14 protein-coding genes and 1 pseudogene are annotated in these 17,621 nt (G+C 72.5%); 14 read left to right on the top strand and 1 reads right to left on the bottom strand.

Features of this window, described 5'->3' with window-relative positions; translation table 11 throughout:
* The 6 genes and pseudogenes from ACTOQ2_RS40190 to ACTOQ2_RS40165 all read left to right on the top strand — a co-directional run.
* Positions 1–387: pseudogene (locus tag ACTOQ2_RS40190) on the top strand (phospholipid carrier-dependent glycosyltransferase); the annotation flags it as partial.
* 110 nt (positions 388–497) lie between these two features.
* Positions 498–1,712, top strand: coding sequence for a hypothetical protein (locus ACTOQ2_RS40185; protein WP_440106700.1), 1,215 nt, complete (start codon positions 498–500; stop codon positions 1,710–1,712).
* A gap of 366 nt (positions 1,713–2,078) precedes the next feature.
* The gene (locus ACTOQ2_RS40180) at positions 2,079–3,266 is read left to right on the top strand and encodes an AI-2E family transporter (RefSeq protein ID WP_440106702.1); all 1,188 of its coding nucleotides are present in this window, start codon (positions 2,079–2,081) and stop codon (positions 3,264–3,266) included.
* Positions 3,267–3,424: 158 nt separating this feature from the next.
* On the top strand, positions 3,425–4,069 hold the full coding sequence (locus tag ACTOQ2_RS40175) for a hypothetical protein (RefSeq protein WP_440106698.1): 645 nt from the start codon (positions 3,425–3,427) through the stop codon (positions 4,067–4,069).
* Positions 4,070–4,229: 160 nt separating this feature from the next.
* The gene (locus tag ACTOQ2_RS40170; RefSeq protein WP_440106696.1) at positions 4,230–5,027 is read left to right on the top strand and encodes a MerR family transcriptional regulator; all 798 of its coding nucleotides are present in this window, start codon (positions 4,230–4,232) and stop codon (positions 5,025–5,027) included.
* Positions 5,027–5,869, top strand: a complete 843-nt coding sequence (locus ACTOQ2_RS40165) for a hypothetical protein (protein WP_440106694.1) — start codon at positions 5,027–5,029, stop codon at positions 5,867–5,869. Before ACTOQ2_RS40170 ends, ACTOQ2_RS40165 begins: the two co-directional genes overlap by 1 nt.
* Before the next feature lie 66 nt (positions 5,870–5,935).
* Here ACTOQ2_RS40165 and ACTOQ2_RS40160 read toward each other — a convergent pair whose 3' ends face one another.
* Positions 5,936–6,751: an NAD(P)H-binding protein gene (locus ACTOQ2_RS40160; RefSeq protein ID WP_440106692.1), complete on the bottom strand. Its 816-nt coding sequence runs from the start codon at positions 6,749–6,751 to the stop codon at positions 5,936–5,938.
* A 132-nt stretch (positions 6,752–6,883) separates the two neighbouring features.
* Between ACTOQ2_RS40160 and ACTOQ2_RS40155 the strand changes: the two genes are divergently transcribed.
* From ACTOQ2_RS40155 to ACTOQ2_RS40120, 8 genes are all read left to right on the top strand, one after another.
* Positions 6,884–7,783: an AraC family transcriptional regulator gene (locus ACTOQ2_RS40155; RefSeq protein WP_440106690.1), complete on the top strand. Its 900-nt coding sequence runs from the start codon at positions 6,884–6,886 to the stop codon at positions 7,781–7,783.
* Positions 7,784–7,944: 161 nt separating this feature from the next.
* Positions 7,945–8,460: a hypothetical protein gene (locus tag ACTOQ2_RS40150; RefSeq protein WP_440106688.1), complete on the top strand. Its 516-nt coding sequence runs from the start codon at positions 7,945–7,947 to the stop codon at positions 8,458–8,460.
* Positions 8,460–9,866: a hypothetical protein gene (locus ACTOQ2_RS40145; protein WP_440106686.1), complete on the top strand. Its 1,407-nt coding sequence runs from the start codon at positions 8,460–8,462 to the stop codon at positions 9,864–9,866. The genes ACTOQ2_RS40150 and ACTOQ2_RS40145 overlap by 1 nt, the downstream gene beginning before the upstream one ends.
* Positions 9,863–11,308: a vWA domain-containing protein gene (locus ACTOQ2_RS40140; RefSeq protein WP_440106684.1), complete on the top strand. Its 1,446-nt coding sequence runs from the start codon at positions 9,863–9,865 to the stop codon at positions 11,306–11,308. Before ACTOQ2_RS40145 ends, ACTOQ2_RS40140 begins: the two co-directional genes overlap by 4 nt.
* 10 nt (positions 11,309–11,318) lie before the next feature.
* A complete protein-coding gene (locus ACTOQ2_RS40135) occupies positions 11,319–12,434 on the top strand; it encodes an ATP-binding protein (RefSeq protein WP_362846326.1) in 1,116 nt (371 codons plus the stop codon).
* A 20-nt stretch (positions 12,435–12,454) separates the two neighbouring features.
* Positions 12,455–15,322, top strand: a complete 2,868-nt coding sequence (locus ACTOQ2_RS40130; protein ID WP_440106682.1) for a DUF5682 family protein — start codon at positions 12,455–12,457, stop codon at positions 15,320–15,322.
* Between the two features lie 337 nt (positions 15,323–15,659).
* Positions 15,660–16,850: a sensor histidine kinase gene (locus ACTOQ2_RS40125; RefSeq protein WP_440106680.1), complete on the top strand. Its 1,191-nt coding sequence runs from the start codon at positions 15,660–15,662 to the stop codon at positions 16,848–16,850.
* Positions 16,847–17,515: a response regulator gene (locus ACTOQ2_RS40120; RefSeq protein WP_440106678.1), complete on the top strand. Its 669-nt coding sequence runs from the start codon at positions 16,847–16,849 to the stop codon at positions 17,513–17,515. Before ACTOQ2_RS40125 ends, ACTOQ2_RS40120 begins: the two co-directional genes overlap by 4 nt.
* The last annotated feature ends 106 nt before the right edge of the window (positions 17,516–17,621 follow it).

Below are 17,621 nucleotides of genomic sequence, written 5' to 3'. Positions count from 1 at the left end.
TGGTACGGGGGTCTCGCCGCCCTCATCGCCATGATCGCCTGGTACGTCGCCACCCGCGACTGGCGCGCCGGGACCGTACTCCTGGGCTACGCCGCCGGCTGGCTCCCCTGGTTCTACTACGCCATCGTCCACAACCGGACCATGTTCCTGTTCTACGCGATCCCCATGGTCCCCTTCATGATCATGGCGATCGTGCTCGCGGCCGGGCTGATCCTCGGCCCGGCGAGCGCCCCGCAGGGACGCCGGATCGTCGGCGCCGCGGTCGTGGGGGCCTTCGCCCTACTCGCGCTCGTCAACTTCTGGTGGCTCTACCCGGTGCTCACCGCCGAGATCGTCCCGTACGCCGAGTGGAGTTCACGAATGCTTTTCAAGAAGGGCTGGATCTGAGCGTCCGCATATGAGCCACTTAGAAGACATTTCCTAGGGTAGGCACCGTGCAGGATCCATTACGTCACGTCCATCGTCAGAGCAGGCCCGCATACGGCAGACTTCGAAGCATGCCTGCACCGGACGTGGCCGCACTCCTGTCGGAGCTGGAGCGTTCCGAGCCAGCCTCCGCCGAGCACGCCCGTAGCGCGATCGACTGGCTGACCGGCGGCGAGCCACTGGAAACGATCACCGAGCTCAACGTGTGCGAGTTCCTCTGGTACACCCTGCCCTCCAAGGTCACCGGAGACCGCCCGGCGATCGCCCGCGCGCTGGGCCGGCTGCTGCGGCTGGGCGGCCTCGAGCGCTACGCCGCCCTGTGCTCGTCGGCCACGACGACCCAGATCCTGCGCACCTACGCCCGGCTGGGCGAGGACGCGGGAATGGCCGCGTACCAGACCGCCCTGGACGCGACGGGCGTGCTCCCGCCCGACGTCCCCGAGCTGCGGTGGAGCTCGATCATGGGCCCCGAGGAGCTGGGCGCGCACGGCGCCTGCTCGGCCGCGCTGGAGCTGGCCATCGTCTCCGGTGAGCTCGTCCCCGGCCCCGAGGAGCGGCAGAAGCTCACCAGCCACTGGCTCACCACGCCCCGTCCCGAGCTGGGCGGCGACAACTGGCTGCACCGGGTCCAGGGCGAGCGGCTCAACCGCTGGGTCCTCGGCCGGGGCACCGCCTGGCGCGAGCTCGCCCAGCCCTTCGAGGTGCGGCTGCACGCGCCCATCCCCGCGCCGGACGAGGACCACCTGGGAGCGCTGCGCTGGCTGCTGACCGTGGGCCGCCGCCCCGGAGGCATCCCGCTGACCCAGCGGCACAACCTCGCCCGTTCCGTGCTCGCCGAGAGCACCTGGAGCGGCGCGGAGCTGGCGGCCGTCCGCGAGGTGGCCCAGGACCAGATGGGCGCTCTGCGCCAGACCGGCAGGCGCCTGGTGACCACCCCGGCCGGCGAGCGCCTGCTCGCCGACGCCGACCTGCTCTGGGAGACCGCGGCGGCCGCCCTGCTCGCCCCCGCGTCGGGGGAGAACGGCTTCCGCGCCTCGGCCAGGGAGGTGGCGCTGATGCTGCTCGCCGACGGCGCCCCCGCCGACCGCGACCACGTCACCGCCGTGATCGACTGCGCGGAGTGGCAGACCGTGGAGGTCGACGCCTCGCTCACCGAGCTGGGCAGGCGCCTGGACGCCTTCGGCCTCCGCGTCGACGGCCGCCTCACCCCGGCGGGCCGCTCCGCCGCCCTGGCCGCCCTGCGCAGCCACGCCCTGCGGCCCCGCCAGTACGTCAACATGCCCTGACGGCACCATCCGTCACTCCTTCCGCCCCTCCCGTCCCTCCGGTGCTTCGAACCGTGCGGTGACCAGGGAAAAGTAGGGTGACGGAAGCTGACTATCTCTCTCTGGAAAGGGCAGTGGCCGCTGGTGCCCGAGCCCATCTCCGCTGACCGCGCCACAGCGGCGGCAGTGTCCCCGCCCGCCCCCGGCGTTCCGCCCGCGGAGGCGTCCGCACCGGCCGCACCGGCCTCATCAACCTCATCGGCCGGAACCGCAGAGCCCCTCACCTCAGCCGGACCGGCCGCGCCCGCCCCGTCGACCGGACCGGCCGGGTCAGACGCCTCGGCCGCACCGGCCGCCGAGCCCGCGGACCCCGCGGCGCCCGAGCCGATCCTGACCTCCGCGGGCCCCCTGGTCCTGCCGCCCACCCCGCCCGCGGACCCCGGCGGCCCCGCGAGCGGGTACGGCCCCGCTCGCGGGGCCACCGCGTCCTCCGGCGCGGCCCCGCCCTCGGCTGTGGCGCCGAACCTTCCGTTCGGCCGTCCAGGGCGCTCGATGAGCAACAACCCCTTCGTGTTCGGCTTCACCGCCGCCCTGGGCGTGCTCACCGCCTGGTGGCTGGTGCAGGCCGTCGCGAGCGCGAGCTCGGTGCTGATCCTCATCGTCGTCTCGCTCTTCCTGGCCATCGGCCTGAACCCGGCCGTCGAGTTCCTCCAGCGGCGCAACGTCCCGCGCGCGATCGCCATCACCATCGTCTTCCTGGGCGTCATCCTCGTCTTCGTCGTCTTCGGCCTGGCCGTGGTCCCCCCGCTGACCACGCAGTCCTCCCAGTTCGTCGACCAGCTCCCGCAGTACGTCCAGGAGCTGCAGAACAACCCGGTGATCCGCGACCTGGACCAGCGCTTCCAGCTGCTGGAGAAGCTCCAGACGTACGTGACGAGCGGCGATTTCGGCACCCAGATGTTCGGCGGCGTGCTCGGCATCGGGACGGTCCTCATCGGGGCGGTCTTCAACTCGCTGACGGTGCTGGTGCTGACCCTCTACTTCCTGGGCTCGCTGAAGTCGCTCAAGCGGATGGCCTACCGCCTCGTCCCCCGGACCCGCCGGACCCGCGCGACCCTGCTCGGCGATCAGATCATCGACAGCATCGGCGGCTACGTCGCCGGGAATCTGATCATCTCGCTCATCGCCGGCGTGACGACCTTCGTCTTCCTGAGCATCATGCAGGTCCCGTACGCCCTGGCGCTCGCCCTGATCGTGGCGCTCACCGACCTCATCCCCCTGGTCGGCGCCTTCATCGGCGCGGGGGTCGCCTCCCTGGTGGGGTTCTTCGTCTCCCCGACCGTCGGCATCGTCTGCCTCGTCTTCTTCACGATCTACCAGCAGATCGAGAACTACTGGATCGCCCCGGCCGTGATGAAGAGCTCGGTCGACGTGCCGCCGCTCGCCACGATCGTCGGCGCCCTGCTGGGTGGCGCGCTGCTCGGCGTGGTGGGCGCGCTGCTGGGCATCCCGATGGCCGCGGCCATCCTGCTCATCCTGCGGGAGGTGGTCCTGCCCCGGCAGGAACGCGCCTGACCGGCGCGGGACAGGAGATCGCGCCGGGCTTCTCGGCACACCCATACGTACATAACGCCATAAAAAGATTTTTTCGCCTCTTCGCCGCAAAAGTACCGAGATCACTACAACATGCGGTAAAAGATCACTTGTACTTAATGCCTCCCCTTGGGGTACACGTGAAGAAGCATCTCCGACTCCTCGCGGCCCAGCTGCTCGCTGCGGTCCTCGTCCTTACCGCCTTCTCGGGCCCGGCCGGCGCGGCCACCTCCGACACCGACCCCCAGCTCGCCGCCGAGTGGCAGGCAGCCTGGGACACCCACAAGTTCTACGAGAATATTCCTCCCCTCCCGGATTCGGGGCGGAGCCGGGCGCAGGAGAGCATCTCGATCACGATCGACGCCCCCGTCAGCCGCGTGTTCCCGGCGTACTCGAACATCAACAACCACCTCGGCATGCACTCGTTCCTGAAGCGGGTCGTCACCCACAAGGACTGCTTCCAGGACGGTAAGCGCCACGTCAACTTCACCGCGGTCGAGGAGATCCCCTACGAGGGCTCGATCGTCGTCAGCAACACGCACGCGCAGCAGCGCATCGACTACGCGACCCTCTCCTACGAGACCGACACCTGGTCGCTGCCCGGCGTCGTCACGCACCAGAAGATCGTCTTCAAGAAGCTGTCCCCCGGGAAGACCCAGGTCACCGAGTACCTCACCTTCGACGCGGACACCGCGCTGATCGACTTCGTCGTCGCGGGCGGCGTCTCCTCCCACCAGGCGACGCAGGCGGGCCTGAAGCAGGCCATCGAGAACGGCGACATCTGACCCACTCCCGGTCGGGGCCCGCTCTCCACGCGCGCCCCGACCGGCCCTCATCCCTTTCCCCGGGACCTCGCAGGGGACGTGATGCGACCGGCCGAGCATCCACTTGAGCATCAGCCGCCGGGTTTGACCTTGCCGTAGCGTCAACGTTTCTAATGAGGGCATGCGGATCGGCGAGCTCGCCGCGCTGGTCGGGGTGTCCGCCCGGACCGTGCGCCACTACCACCACCTGGACCTCCTCCCCGAGCCCGTGCGCCTGGCCAACGGCTACCGGGAGTACGGGCTGCGCGACGCGGTCGTCCTGGCCCGGGTACGACGGCTGGCCGAACTCGGCCTGTCGCTGGACGAGATCCGCGACGTGCTCGCCGACGACCGGGGCAAGGAACTGCGCGAGGTGCTCCAGGAGCTGGACACGGACCTGGCCAGGCAGCAGGAGGCGATCGGCGCCAGGCGGGACCGGCTGGCCGCGCTGCTGGCGGAGGCGGACCCGCACCCCGACTCGATGGTCTCCCCCGACATGGCCGCGGTGCTCCGCGACCTTCCCGCCACGGGTTCGAGGTTCGCCGAAATCGACCGCGAGCTGCTCGCGCTGGTGGACACCGTGGCCGACCCGTCCGGCCGGGCGCAGCTGCTCGACCTGATGCGCCCGCTCACCGAGCCCGACGCGCTCGCGCGGGGGCACGACCTCTACCGGCGGCTGGACGAGCTCGCGGACGCGGATCCCGGCGATCCCCGCGTCGCCGCGCTCGCCGCCGACCTCGTCGCCCACATCCCCGCCGAGATGGCCTCGGTGATGGTCGCGAACCTGGATCCGGCCCCCGGCCCCTCGCGCCCGCCCGGTTCCGGCCCGGCGGAGAGGCCGGACGGCGGGCGGTGGCTGGAGACGATGTACGCCGAGGTGTCCCCCGCCCAGGCCGAGGTGTTCCAGCTGGTCATGACGACACTCAAGGAGAGAACCTGATGCTTGGGGCCGCCCGTGCCGCGCTGTTCGCCGTCATCCCCATGGAGCTGCTGCTCGTGGTCCTGCTGGTGTCGGGGGTGCCGCTGCCCGGCCCGGTGATCGTGGTGGCGGAGCTGGCCGTCGCGTCGGTGCTCGTCCTGGAGGCGGTGACCGCGTACCGGCTGTTCGGGGCCGAGCGCCGGGGCGGCGCCGACCGGCGGGCGGCGCTCGTGGCGACCTTCCACCTCCTGGTGCCCGTGCAGGTGCGCAGGCTCGTGGGATTCGAGCTGAAGGGACTGGTGAGCATCGCCCTGTGGATCGGGCGCCGCCGCGACGGCGTGCCGCCCGGCGCCGTCGCCGCGCCGTACTCGCGGGAGCAGTCGTCGATCCTGCTGGTGCTGCTGTTCGTGATGGTCGTGGAGACGGTGGGGATCGATCTGCTGCTGAAGGCGCTCGACGTGCCGCACGGGGTGCGCCTCGCCGTGCTGGTGGCCGACCTCTACGGGATCGTGTACGTGTTCATGGTCGGCGCGGCCGGCGTCACCCGGCCCCACGTCGTGACTCCCGGGGAACTGCGCATCCGCTCCGGCGTGTACTTCGACCTGCGCGTCCCCCGCGATCTGATCTCCTCGGTACGGCTGTCGCGCGCCTACGACGAGAGCGGCATGATCACCCTGACGGGCTCGCGGCTCAGCGTGGTGGTGTCCTCCCAGACCAACGTGGTCGTCGAGCTGACCGAGCCGGTCACCGTGGTCCGCCCCCTCGGCGGCCGCGCCGAGGCCACCACGATCCGTCTCTTCACCGACACCCCCGACGCCCTGCTCGACGCCCTGCGGTCCTCCCCGCGCCACAGCGCACCCTGACGCCCCGGAACCGCCGGCGCCCGTGGCCGGACCCGGCCGGAGCTCACGACCGGGTCCCGCCGGGTGTCACGACCAGGCGCCGGTGGCGGCGATCCGGGTCGCGTAGTCCTCGAACGCGACCGGGGGTCGGCCGAGCACCCGCTGGACCCCGTCGGCGGGCTCGGCGGTGTGACCGGCGCGGTGTAGGGCGAACAGGGCGTTCAGCGCGCTGACCGCCGCCTCCGGGTACCCCTGGGCGAGCAGCTCGGCCCGGTAGGCCTCCGGGGTCAGCTCGACGTACTCGATGGACCGGCCCGCGGCCCGCGCGATGACCTCGACGGCCGCGCCGAAGGTCAGCCCGCGCGGCCCCGACAGGTCGTACGTCCGCCCCGCGTGCCCGTCCCCCGTCAGCACGGCCGCGGCGACCGCGGCGACGTCGTCGACGTCGACGAACGGCTCGGGCACGTCGCCGATCGGCAGCGCCAGCCGCCCCGCCCGCAGCGGCGCGTGCCACAGGTCCTCGTCGAAGTTCTGGTTGAAGTTGTTCGGCCGCAGGATCGTCCACTCCGCCCCCGAGTCGCGCACTGCCCGCTCCGCGGCGGCCATGCCCTGCCCGAAGTCCTCGCCGACCAGGTCCATGCCCCGGCCGGACAGCACCACGAAGCGCCTGACGTCCGCGGCCCGCTTGACGAAGTCGTGGACCGGGGCGGGGTCGTCGGGCGCCACCAGATATACCGCTTCGGCGCCTCGCAGCGCGTTCTCCCAGGTGGCGGGCTCCGACCAGTCGAACCGCACCTCGCTGGAGCGGGACGCGGGCCGTACCCGCTCTCCCTCCGCGCGCAGCCGCCGCACCAACCTGCGACCGGTCTTGCCCGTCGCGCCCAGAATCAGGATCTCTCTCATGTCACAGAGCCAACCGCGCGGGGAGCCGGCCGCCCATGGCCGGGCGTACGCCGCACCTGTCCGATCGTCCCGTTGTCGTGGCATCCCAGGCGTACGCCGCGCCTGCCCGATCATCCCGTTATCGTGAGCGGCATGGACCCGTACGACGACCTGTTGCGGGGGGTGCGCGGCGAGGGCTCCGTCTTCGGCGCGTCGGTGCTGTCGCCGCCGTGGGCGCTCAGGTTCGCCGACGGTCCCTCCCTGACGCTCTGCGTCCCCCTGCGCGGCGAGGGGTGGATCGTCCAAGGGGACGACGCCCGGCGGGTACGGATGGGCGAGGCGGCGATCGTGCGCGGGCCGGAGCCCTTCGTGTTCGCGGACACCGACACACCGCGCCCGGCGCGGGACGTCCGCCGTGACGGCGCCGTCGCCGGCGACCTGACCGGTCACACCATCCTGCTGGCCGGGTCGTACCGGGTCAACGGCGAGGTCGCCCGCCGCCTGGTCCGGGTGCTGCCCCCCGTGCTCGTCATACCGGACGACCATGACTGCGCCACCATGGGCGCCTACCTCGAGGCGCAGCTCCTCTCCGGCCGCCCGGGTCACCAGATCGTGCTGGACCGGCTGCTCGACTGGCTGCTGGTGTGCACGCTGCGCGACTGGTTCGACCGGCCGGAGGCGGTCAGTCCCGGCTGGTACGCCGCCCTGAGCGACGACGTGGCCGGACCGGCCCTGCGCGCCATCCACGACGACCCGTCCAGGCCGTGGACGCTCGCCTCCCTCGCGACCGCCGCGAGCGTCTCGCGCACCACTCTGGCCAGGCGGTTCACCGAGCTCGTGGGCGAGCCGCCGATGACGTACCTGACGGAGTGGCGGATGGCGCTCGCCGCCGACATGCTGGCCGAGCCCGCCGCGACGGTCGCCACGGTGGCGCGCAGGGTGGGCTACTCCGACGCGTTCGGCTTCAGCTCGGCGTTCAAACGCGTCCTGGGCGTGAGCCCGAGCGCCTACCGCGACGGCGCCGACACCGGCGACACCGGCGACACCGCCTGAGCAGCGCCCCGGCCGCCTGAGCGACACCCGCGGGGGAAACGGCCGTCCCCGCCCCGCGAACGCTCGGGCCCGGCGCGCCCGATGACCGCTTCGCCGCCCGCGCGGGTCGGTTCCCGCCTTCGCAGTGTTTCTGTCGGTGTGCGGCGCTAGGTTCCCGATTCATGATCGACCGTTCAGCGGCCGGCAGGGCCGCATGGGAGCAGTGCAGCAGGGTGCGGGTGGTGCCACCCGTCCAGCCCCGCAAGCTGGCGAAGGTCCCCTTCGTCGAGCTGGCGGACGGACGGCTGCAGGGTGTCGTGTCGAGCGGCTCGGACATCAGCCGCGTCTACGTCTCCTCCATCGCCGCGGGCACCCACGCCTACAACTGCAGTACCAACAACAACCGCCCGTGCGGCGGCCTGTACGGCTCGCCGTGCAAGCATCTGCGGGCCCTCGCCGCCGAGGCCGTCCTGCAGTACGGCGCCGACCGGGTGGCCCGCTACCTGCGGGCGGAGGTCTCTGAGGGAGCCGAGCTGATCGACTGCCTGCGGGGCGGCCACGAGCCCGCCCCGGCGGCCATGGTGTTCAGCCGCTTCCTTCGCCATCTGGCCTACCTGGAGCTGCCCGACACCACCGCGCCGATCCCCGAGCTCCACTGGTTCCCGGCCACGTCCCCGGCCACGGGGGTGGTGCGCTGATGCTCCCCGTGCAGCTGACCGAGCTGCTCGACGGCGACCCGGCGGGCCTCGGGGAGGCGCTGGACCTGGTGACCGGCCTCGACGAGGCCCTGGTGCACGGGCTGGCCCGGCTCGCCGAGGAACGCGCCGCCGCGCTGACCGCGCTCGCCGACGCCTTCGCGCTCACCCCGCTGGGCGGGGGGCTCGCGGAGGCCACGGCCAAGATCACCGCAGGATCGATCACCGAGGAGTCGCTGACGACGCTGGCCGGCGGCCGGGCCGCGCTGCTCGGCGCCGTGCACGACGCCCTGCTGGCCGGCCTGGACGGGGCGCTGGGGCGCGAACGCGGCACGTGGCAGGCCGCGCCCGACGCCGGGACGGACTCCGAAAACCTGCTCGGCGCCGCCCGGTCCTGGCTGTGCGAGCTGGCCATCACCGGCTGGCGCGGTGTCGACCACGGTCTCGTCTCCGCCGCCGACCAGGTCATCGAGGCGCTGCTGGCCGTGCCGGAGCAGCGCAGGCCGGCGGTGCTGCTCGACGGCCTCGCGGCCGAGCTGCGCGCCTCCAGCCCGGTCGGCACGATGGAGCGGCTGCCGGTACGGCGCTGGGCCGACCTGTGGACCCGGGCCCTCCTCCTGACCGGCACGGGCGGCCGGACCGGCGAGTCCGCTCCGGCCGGCCGTCCGCCGGAACTGTCGGGACGGCTGCTGATCCTCGGCGTCGACGTGCACGAGCACTCCACCGCCGTCCAGGCGCAGGTGCACGGGGTGCTGGAACCCGCCGGCGGCGGGCAGGCCCGGCTGGTGCGCGCCACCGTCGCCGCCGCCAAGGTGGACACCATCGTCGGTCCCGCCGTGTGGAAGCTGCTGCACCGCCACCCCCTGCTGCTGGGCGCGCTGGCCGGACGGCGCAGCCTGGAGATCACCGACATGCCGGTGCTGGCAGGCGGCGACCTGCTGTGGGACGACGGCCGGGCGCGGGCCGGAGAACCGGCCGACCCCTTCGCCGTGGCCAGGCTCCGGCTCGCCGGCGTGCTCGCGCCCGCCGTACCGCCCCTCGACCGCCATCCGGTGCGCATCGCCGAGCCCGTGCTGGTGGAGGGCTACAAGGTCACCGCGGACGGCTCGTTCGACCTGGGCGGCGCCGTGCTCGCCGTCGACACCGGCCTGCTGCCCGCCTGCGGACCGCTCACCCCGAAGCTGGTGGCGGGCTCCTCGGCGTGCATCGGGCTGGTCCGCTGGGACGACGGCCGCTGGCTGCTGCAGCCGCTGGCCGTCCAGACCAAGGTCAAGCGCGAGACGCTCGACGTGCACACCGGCGACTGGGCGCTGGGACCCACCGACCCCAAGGCGGTGAAGGCCGAGGCCAGGACCGGAGACGCGGTCGCCATCCTGCGCGAGCGGGCCGGACGGTTGCTGCGACGATGAGCGAGAACAGCCACGACACCGTGACGAGTGCCGAGCAGAACCGCCGCCAGGTTCTCTACTGGCGGCTGCTCGCCCGCCTCTTCGACAATGACGAGCAGCCCGCGCTGGAGACCGCGAGCGCGGCCGTCGTCGACGACCTCGGCCTGCCGGGGGCGTTGCTCGACCCCTCGGTGTCGGTCGACACCCTGGTGCAGCGCTTCCCCGAGCTGGCCGCCGACTTCCAGACCTTGATGACACCGCCGGAGCACGCGACCGGCGAATCCGATACGTCCGGCGCGGAGGTGCGCAGGGCGGCCCTGGTGTCGAAACTGCTGCTCAACGTCTTCGCCACCGGGACGGGAGAGGTCACCGCCACCCGGCTCGCGGCCTGGCAGCAGGACGCGGGCTGGTTCAGGCAGGCCCTGGGCTGTGCGCGCGACGGCGGGACCGGCCCGGAAGGCGGCCCCGGGAACGGTCAAGGAAACGACCCCGGAACCGGGAACGGAACCGGGAACGGGAACGGCCACGCGGCGGGCAGCGGGAGCGGCCGTGGCGGCGGCACCGAGAGTGACCGCGAGCTGGCCGCGGTGCTGGCCGGACTGGAGGCCGACCTGGTCAGCCGCATGCGGTTGCGTGAGGTGCTGGCCGACCCGGTGCTGGCCAGGCGGCTCACGCCGAGCATGTCGCTCGTCGAGCAGCTGCTGCGCGACAAGTCCAACCTCTCGGGGGTGGCGCTGGCCAACGCCAAGGCGCTGATCCGCAGGTTCGTCGACGAGGTCGCCGAGGTGCTCCGCACGCAGGTCGAGAAGGCCGGCGCGGGCGTCATCGACCGGTCGGTGCCGCCCAAGCGGGTCTTCCGCAACCTCGACGTCGAGCGCACGATCTGGAAGAACCTCGTCAACTGGAATCCTGAGGACCAGCGGCTCTACGTCGACCGGCTGTACTACCGGCGAACCGCCAGGCGCACCACCCCCGCCCGGATGATCGTGGTCGTCGACCAGTCGGGCTCGATGGTCGACGCGATGGTCAACTGCACCATCCTGGCGTCGATCTTCGCCGGGCTGCCCAAGGTGGACGTGCACCTGATCGCCTACGACACCCGCGCGCTCGACCTCACCCCGTGGGTGCACGACCCGTTCGAGGTGCTGCTGCGAACCCAGCTCGGCGGCGGCACCGACGGCACGGCCGCCCTGACCCTGGCCCAGCCGAAGGTCGCCGACCCGCGCAACACCGTGGTCGTGTGGATCTCGGACTTCTACGAATGGCGGTCCGAGGCCGTCTTCGCCGGCATGGAGGCACTGCACCGCTCCGGTGCCCGGCTCATCCCGGTGGGCTCGGTGAACAGCGGCGGCCAGCAGAGCGTCAACCCGTGGTTCCGGCAGAAGCTCAAGGACCAGGGCACGCCGGTGATCTCCGGCCACATCCGCAAGCTCGTACTCGAACTGAAGAACTTCCTCGCTTAGGAGACCCCCGATGACCAACGAGATGTTGCGCGCCCCCGCCGAGGTGAAGTATGCCGAGGAGCTCGACTGGCTGGAGTCGGTCGACGACGGCCCCAAGCCGTTCTCCTGGCGGCTCAGCCCCCGGATGGTGCGGCTGTTCGTGCTCGGCTCCGAGCGTTCCGACGGGCTGGAGCGGGAGATCCCGCAGAAGTGGTTCGGTGACCGCAGTTTCGTCGAGCGCAGCATCGTGACGCTCGCCTCCGACCGCGGCCTGCTCCTGATCGGCGACCCCGGGACCGGCAAGAGCTGGCTGGCCGAACTGCTCTCCGCGGCGATCTGCCGCAACTCCACCCTGGGCGTCCAGGGCACGGCCGGGACGACCGAGGACCACATCAAGTACTCGTGGAACGTCTCCATGGTGATCGCCAAGGGCCAGTCCCGCGAGTCGATGATCCCCTCGCCGATCATGACGGCGATGGAGCAGGGCGTGATCGGGCGCTTCGAGGAGCTGACCCGCTCGACCAGCGACGTGCAGGACGCCCTGATCTCGATCCTGTCCGAGAAGTACATGTCCATCCCCGAGCTCGACACCGACAACATCGTGTTCGCCCGGCCCGGGTTCTCCATCATCGCCACGGCCAACAGCCGCGACCGGGGGGTGAACGACCTGTCCTCGGCGCTGAAGCGCCGGTTCAACTTCGTCAGGATCCCGGTCGTGACGAGCAAGGCCAGCGAGGCGGAGATCGTCCGTTTCCGCACCGAGGAGCTGCTGCGCCGCCACCGGATCGAGCTGGACCTGCCGCCCACGTTGCTGGACATCCTGCTGCAGAGCTTCGCCGACCTGCGCGCCGCGGCGGCCTCGGCCGGCAGCGAGGACGAGAAGCTGGAGTCGGCGCTGTCCACCGCCGAGCAGATCGGCGTGCTGGAGGACGCCATTCTGCACAGCAACTTCTTCGGCGACCGCACCCTGCGCGCCCAGACGCTGGCCGGCGCCCTGGTGGGCTCGCTGGCCAGGCGCGCCCCCGAGGACCTGGCCATCCTGAACAAGTACTGGCACGGGGTCGTCGAGCCGCGCAGCCAGCGGGAGGGCGGGGAGTGGACGGCCTTCCTCGAAGGCGGCCGCCAGGCCATCTCCACCCTGTCGTGAGCACTGTCATGAACGCTGATATGAGCGCTGACACGAGCACTGCGGTGAGTACTGACACGAGCACTGCGGTGAGCACTGAGGTGAGCACTGCCAGGAGCGCCTTCACCGCTCTGCGCGAGCAGCTCCTCGGCGCCGCCACCGCGTTCGCCGGCGGCCCGGACGCGCTGTCCGGGATCCTGACGGGCCTGGTCGACGACGTCGACCGGGCGCTGGGCGAGGAGCTCGAGATCTTCCCGGTGTGCCACCACTCGCCGGCCTCCGCGCTGGCCATGACGCGGCGGCTGCGCGAGAAGCAACCCAAGGTGATCTACCTGGAGCTGTGCGAGGACCTGCGGCCGCTGCTGGAGGAGCTGCGCAACTGCCGGTTGCCGGTGGCGCTGCAGGCGTTCGCCACCGAGCTCGAGGGTTTCCCGCCCGGCTCCGGCCCGCTCAGCGTGGTGGCGCCGGTCACCGAGGCGTCGGCGGAGTACCAGGCCATCGCCTACGCGCTGGAGACGCCGGACGTCGAGCTGGTGCTGGTCGACCGCTCGTCGGACCACGTCTTCCAGTGGCTGCCCCGGGAACCGGCCGGACCGGCCGGACCAGTCGCCCCCGGCCGTACCGGTGAAGGCACCGGCGAGGGCGCCGGTGACCTGCACGGCGACGCCGTGGGCGTGGAGGTGGGCGACCTGCGCCCGCGCTTCGCCGAGCTGGAGGAGCACCTGCTGCGCCACGGCAAGGTCCGGCACTGGTCGGAGTGGTGGGACCAGTACGTCGAGCAGCCGCTGACCGGCGCGGACCACGACACCTACCGGCAGGCCATGGCACTGGTCGGCAGCCTGTTCCGGCGGCTGGGCCCCGGGGGCGACCGGCTGGCCGACGACGAGGAGCGCGAGCGCTACATGTGGACCCGGATCCACGAGCACCTCGCCTCCTCCGGCGCCGACCCCGCGCACTGCCTGTACGTGTGCGGCGCCTTCCACGCGGTCAGCACGGTGCCCGAGTTCGGGCTGGCGTCCGGCGTGCAGGACTACGTCGTCACCCCCCGCACGGCCACCCGCTGGCTGTACGGGCTCATCCCCTCCAGCCACTCGGCCATCGAGGCCCAGTTCGGCCTGGCCCAGGGGTCGGTGTCGATCGCCGCGGCGACCTGGGCCAAGGCCACGACGCGCGGCGGCGTCACCCCGTACCGGCTGGGAGGGCAGCAGGGCACGCGCTCGCGCGCGAAGACCGCACGGGCCGCGCGGGCCGTGGAACCGGTCCCGCCGGAGCCGGTGACCGACCGGCTGTCGGGATTCCTCGCCACCCCGCCCGCGCTGGACGGCCTGGACGAGGCCGAGCTGCGCGGATGGTGCGTCGACATCGTGCGGCTGGCCCGCCGCAACGGCTACCTGGCCAGTACGGCCGACGCCATCGCCGTGTTCGAGACCTCGATCCTGCTCGCGGGGTTGCGCAACCGGGCCAGGCCGACGCCGTACGACTTCCAGGACGCCGCCGTCACGTGCATCGAGAAGGACGTGGTGCCGGGCCGCCGCGACATCCGCCGCCTGTGCGAGATCCTGCTGGGCGGCGACCGGATCGGCCAGGTCGGCTACCACGCGCTCCCGCCGCTGGCCCGCGACGTGTACGACCGGCTGGAACCGCTCGGGCTGGACCTGAGCAGGCGCACCCTGCAGCGGGCGCTGCTCGACCTCACCGTCGATCCCGAGCTGGTGCCGTGCTCGGATCTGCTGTGGAAACTGCGCTACCTGCTGCCCGAGGACGCGGTCCGGCCCATCATGGGGACGCGCCGCCTGGGTGAGCGGCCGATCCAGGAGAGCTGGGACATCGCGATCGGCCGCCACCAGCGGTCGATCATCGAGCTGGGCTACGAGGGCGTCACCGTCGAGCAGGTGCTGGAACAGCGGCTGCGCCGCAAGGTGTGGGAGCCGCGGGCCACCGCGGGGACCGCCCTGGCCGCCGTGGAGGACGCCATTCTCTACCTGGGCGGCCGCCGCCTCACCGACGAGCTCGGCAACCGCGCGGTGGAACTGCTCGCCGCCGAACGCACCGTGGACGACGCTCCCGAGGTGCTGCACCGGATCCGCAGGTTGCTGGCCCACTACCGGGCCACCCAGCCGGACCTGCCGGCCTGGTGCGAGGCGTTCGTCACGGCCGGCTACGCGCACTACTGCACGCTGCTGCCGACCGCCTTCGTGGACGAGGACACCGGTGTCCGCCAGGTCGGCGCCACGCTGGGCTTCCTGTTCGGCATGGAGAGCCTCGCGCTGTCGCTGGGTTGTGACCGGACCCAGCTGGAGCTAGCGGTGCGGCAGTCGCACCCGGAGGCCCCTGCCAAGGTGGCGCTGCTGTGGGCGGCCAGAACCCAGCTGGGCCTGCTCTCGCAGGCCGAGCTGCGCGCCCGGTGTGACGAGCTGCTGGCCAACCCGCTCGTCATCCCCTCCTTCCCGCTCTACCTGAGCGGGTTCGTCCAGGCGCTGGAGCCGGTTCCGGCCCTCGCGCCGTTCGTGGTCGAGGTGCTGTCCAAGGCGTTCGCCCGGCTGCCCGACCCGGTCCTGCTGCCGTGGCTGCCGACGCTGATCACGACGCTGCGGCGGCACGCGCTGGAGCTGGTGCCCGTGCTCGTCCGCGAGGCGGGCCGGACCTTCCCCGGCGGGCTGGCCGAGCTCGACGCGTGGGTCCCGCCGTGGGAGAGAGCGGCGCCCGCGCCCGCGAAGACGGTCCGGCGCGCGCCGGGCGGGCCGGTGGCCGCCCTGCTGGCCGGACATCCGGGGGCGTGCGACGCCGTGGCCGCGCTGCTCGGCCACCCGGTGGAGTGGGCGGCGCCCGCCGGCGGCACGGCGGCGGGCGAGCTGCTCGCCCGGCACCCGGCGACGACCGGCGCGGTCGCGGCACTGCTCGCCGGCTGAGGGAACGGGCGTCGGCGCGGTCGCGGTGCGGTTCGCCGGCCGGGGCGGCGCGGGCGCCGATGCGGTCGCGATGCTGCTCGCCGGCCGAGCGGCGCGGTCGCGGTGCTGCTCGCCCGCTGCCGAGCGGCGCGGGCGCCGGCGCGAAACGGTGAGGTCCCGTCCGATCGACATGATCGGGTGGGATCTCGCCGTTCCCAGATCTCGCCACCGGTGTCCCCGGCGCAGGCCGGCCGACCGGCCGCGAAAGCGTCTTCGAGATGTCGAAAACGTCGTCGAGGATGACGAAAGCGTCTTTGAGGATGACGCGGGAAAGGCGCAGCCGTCCTATGGTCACGCTATGCCGGTACGAGCCCTCCGGGCGCTACTGCGAGGTGTCCCGCCCAGCATGCTCGACGGGACGCTCGCCGTCCTCGTCGCCGTCGCCGCGACAACGATGATCGGCGTGTCCGCCGAGCCGGGCGCCAGGCCCCCGGACGCGACGGCCTACGCCATCGGCGCGGGGATGGGCCTGGTCCTGCTCGCCCGTCGCGCCTGGCCACTGCCGGTCCTGGTGGCCAGTTGCGCGCTGGTGCTGGTCTACCACTCCCTCGCCTACCCGAGCCTGTCCGTCGCGATCGTCCTGGGCGTGGCCACGTACACGGCCGCGGAGCGCGGACACTTCGGCTGGGCGGCGGTGGTCGTGGGCGCGCTCAGCGTCTACAGCGTCGGCTACCGCGCGATCGTCGTCCGGGACCCGGTGCTCAGCCTCCTCGTCGAGAAGGCGGCGCTCCAGGCGGCGCTGCTGGCGGCCGTGCTCTTCCTCGGCGAGGCGGCGCGGAGCAGGCAGGCGCTCGCGGAGGAGGTGCGCGAGCGCCTGCGGATCGCCCAGGAGGCCAGGGAGGCCGAGGCCGAGCGCCGCATCGAGGCCGAGCGGCTGCGGATCGCCCGGGAGCTCCACGACGTGATCGCCCACACCGTCACGGTGATCCAGGTGCAGGCCCAGGTGGCCCACGAGCTGTTCGAGGAGAGGCCCGAGCGGAGCAGGCAGGCGGTGGCGGTGATCCGCGGGGCGAGCGTCGAGGCGATGAACGAGCTACGCTCGACGATCGGCCTGCTGCGCCACCTCGATCCTGGCGGGGAGCCCCGCTCTCCCGTACCCCGTCTGTCGAGCGTGCGGGACCTCACCACGATGGCGGAACGGGCGGGACTCCACGTAGGCTGGAACACTCGCGGGGAGCCGTACGACCTTCCGGCGGCGGTCGACGCGAGTGCCTACCGGATCATCCAGGAGTCGGTGACGAACGTGATTCGGCACTCGGGGGCGAGCGTGGTCGAGATGACCGTCTCCTACGAGCCGTCGGGCATCTCCATCGAGGTCGTCGACGACGGCCGCGGGCCGGGAGGGTCCGAGGAGGGGCCGCCCGGCCACGGCCTGACCGGGATGCGGGAGCGCGTCGCCGTGCTCGGCGGCCACCTCACCGCGGGCGCCGCCCCCGGCGGGGGGTTCCGCGTCCACGCCTGGCTGCCCACGAAGGAGGGGCACCGGTGAGCACGCGCGTCGCCCTGGTGGACGACCAGACGCTGGTGCGCGCCGGTTTCCGCGCGCTGCTCGAACGCGACCCCGGCATCGTCGTCGTCGGTGAGGCGTCCGACGGGGCCGAGGCCGTCGAACTGGTACGCGGGGAGCGGCCCGACATCGTGCTGATGGACATCCGCATGCCGGTCCTGGACGGCATCGAGGCGACCCGGGCCATCGTGGGCGACGCCTCGCTGCGGGACGTGCGGATCGTCATGCTCACCACTTTCGAGGTCGACGAGTACGTCTTCGACGCGTTGCGGGCCGGGGCCAGCGGCTTCCTTCTCAAGGACACCGACCCCGACGAGCTGCGCAGGGCCGTCCACGTGGTGGCCAGGGGGGAGGCGCTGCTCTCCCCCGGCGTCACGCGCCGCCTCATCGAGGGCTTCGTCACAGGAGAGCGCCCCCACCGGCTCGACGACACGCCTCTGGGCGTATTGACAGAACGCGAGAAGGAGATCGTGGGACTCGTCGGCGGCGGGCTGTCCAACGAGGAGATCTCCCGGCGCGTCTTCATCAGCCCCGCGACGGTGAAGACCCACGTGGGCCGTGCCCTGTTCAAGCTGGGGGCGCGGGACCGCGCGCAACTCGTGGTGATCGCCTACGAGACGGGACTGGTCGTTCCCGGCGTACGGTGAGCGGGCCGCGTACGCCCGGCGATGCTTCCCGGCCTGTGGTGAGAGGCCGCGTACGCCCGGCGGCGCCTCCCGGCGTACGGTGAGCGGGCCGCATACGCCCGGCGGC

It is taken from the genome of Streptosporangium sp. H16, from assembly GCF_051918855.1.
Classification (GTDB): Bacteria; Actinomycetota; Actinomycetes; order Streptosporangiales; family Streptosporangiaceae; genus Streptosporangium.
Note: the sequence above shows the minus strand (reverse complement) of the source record. Positions and strands in the feature narration are given on the sequence as shown.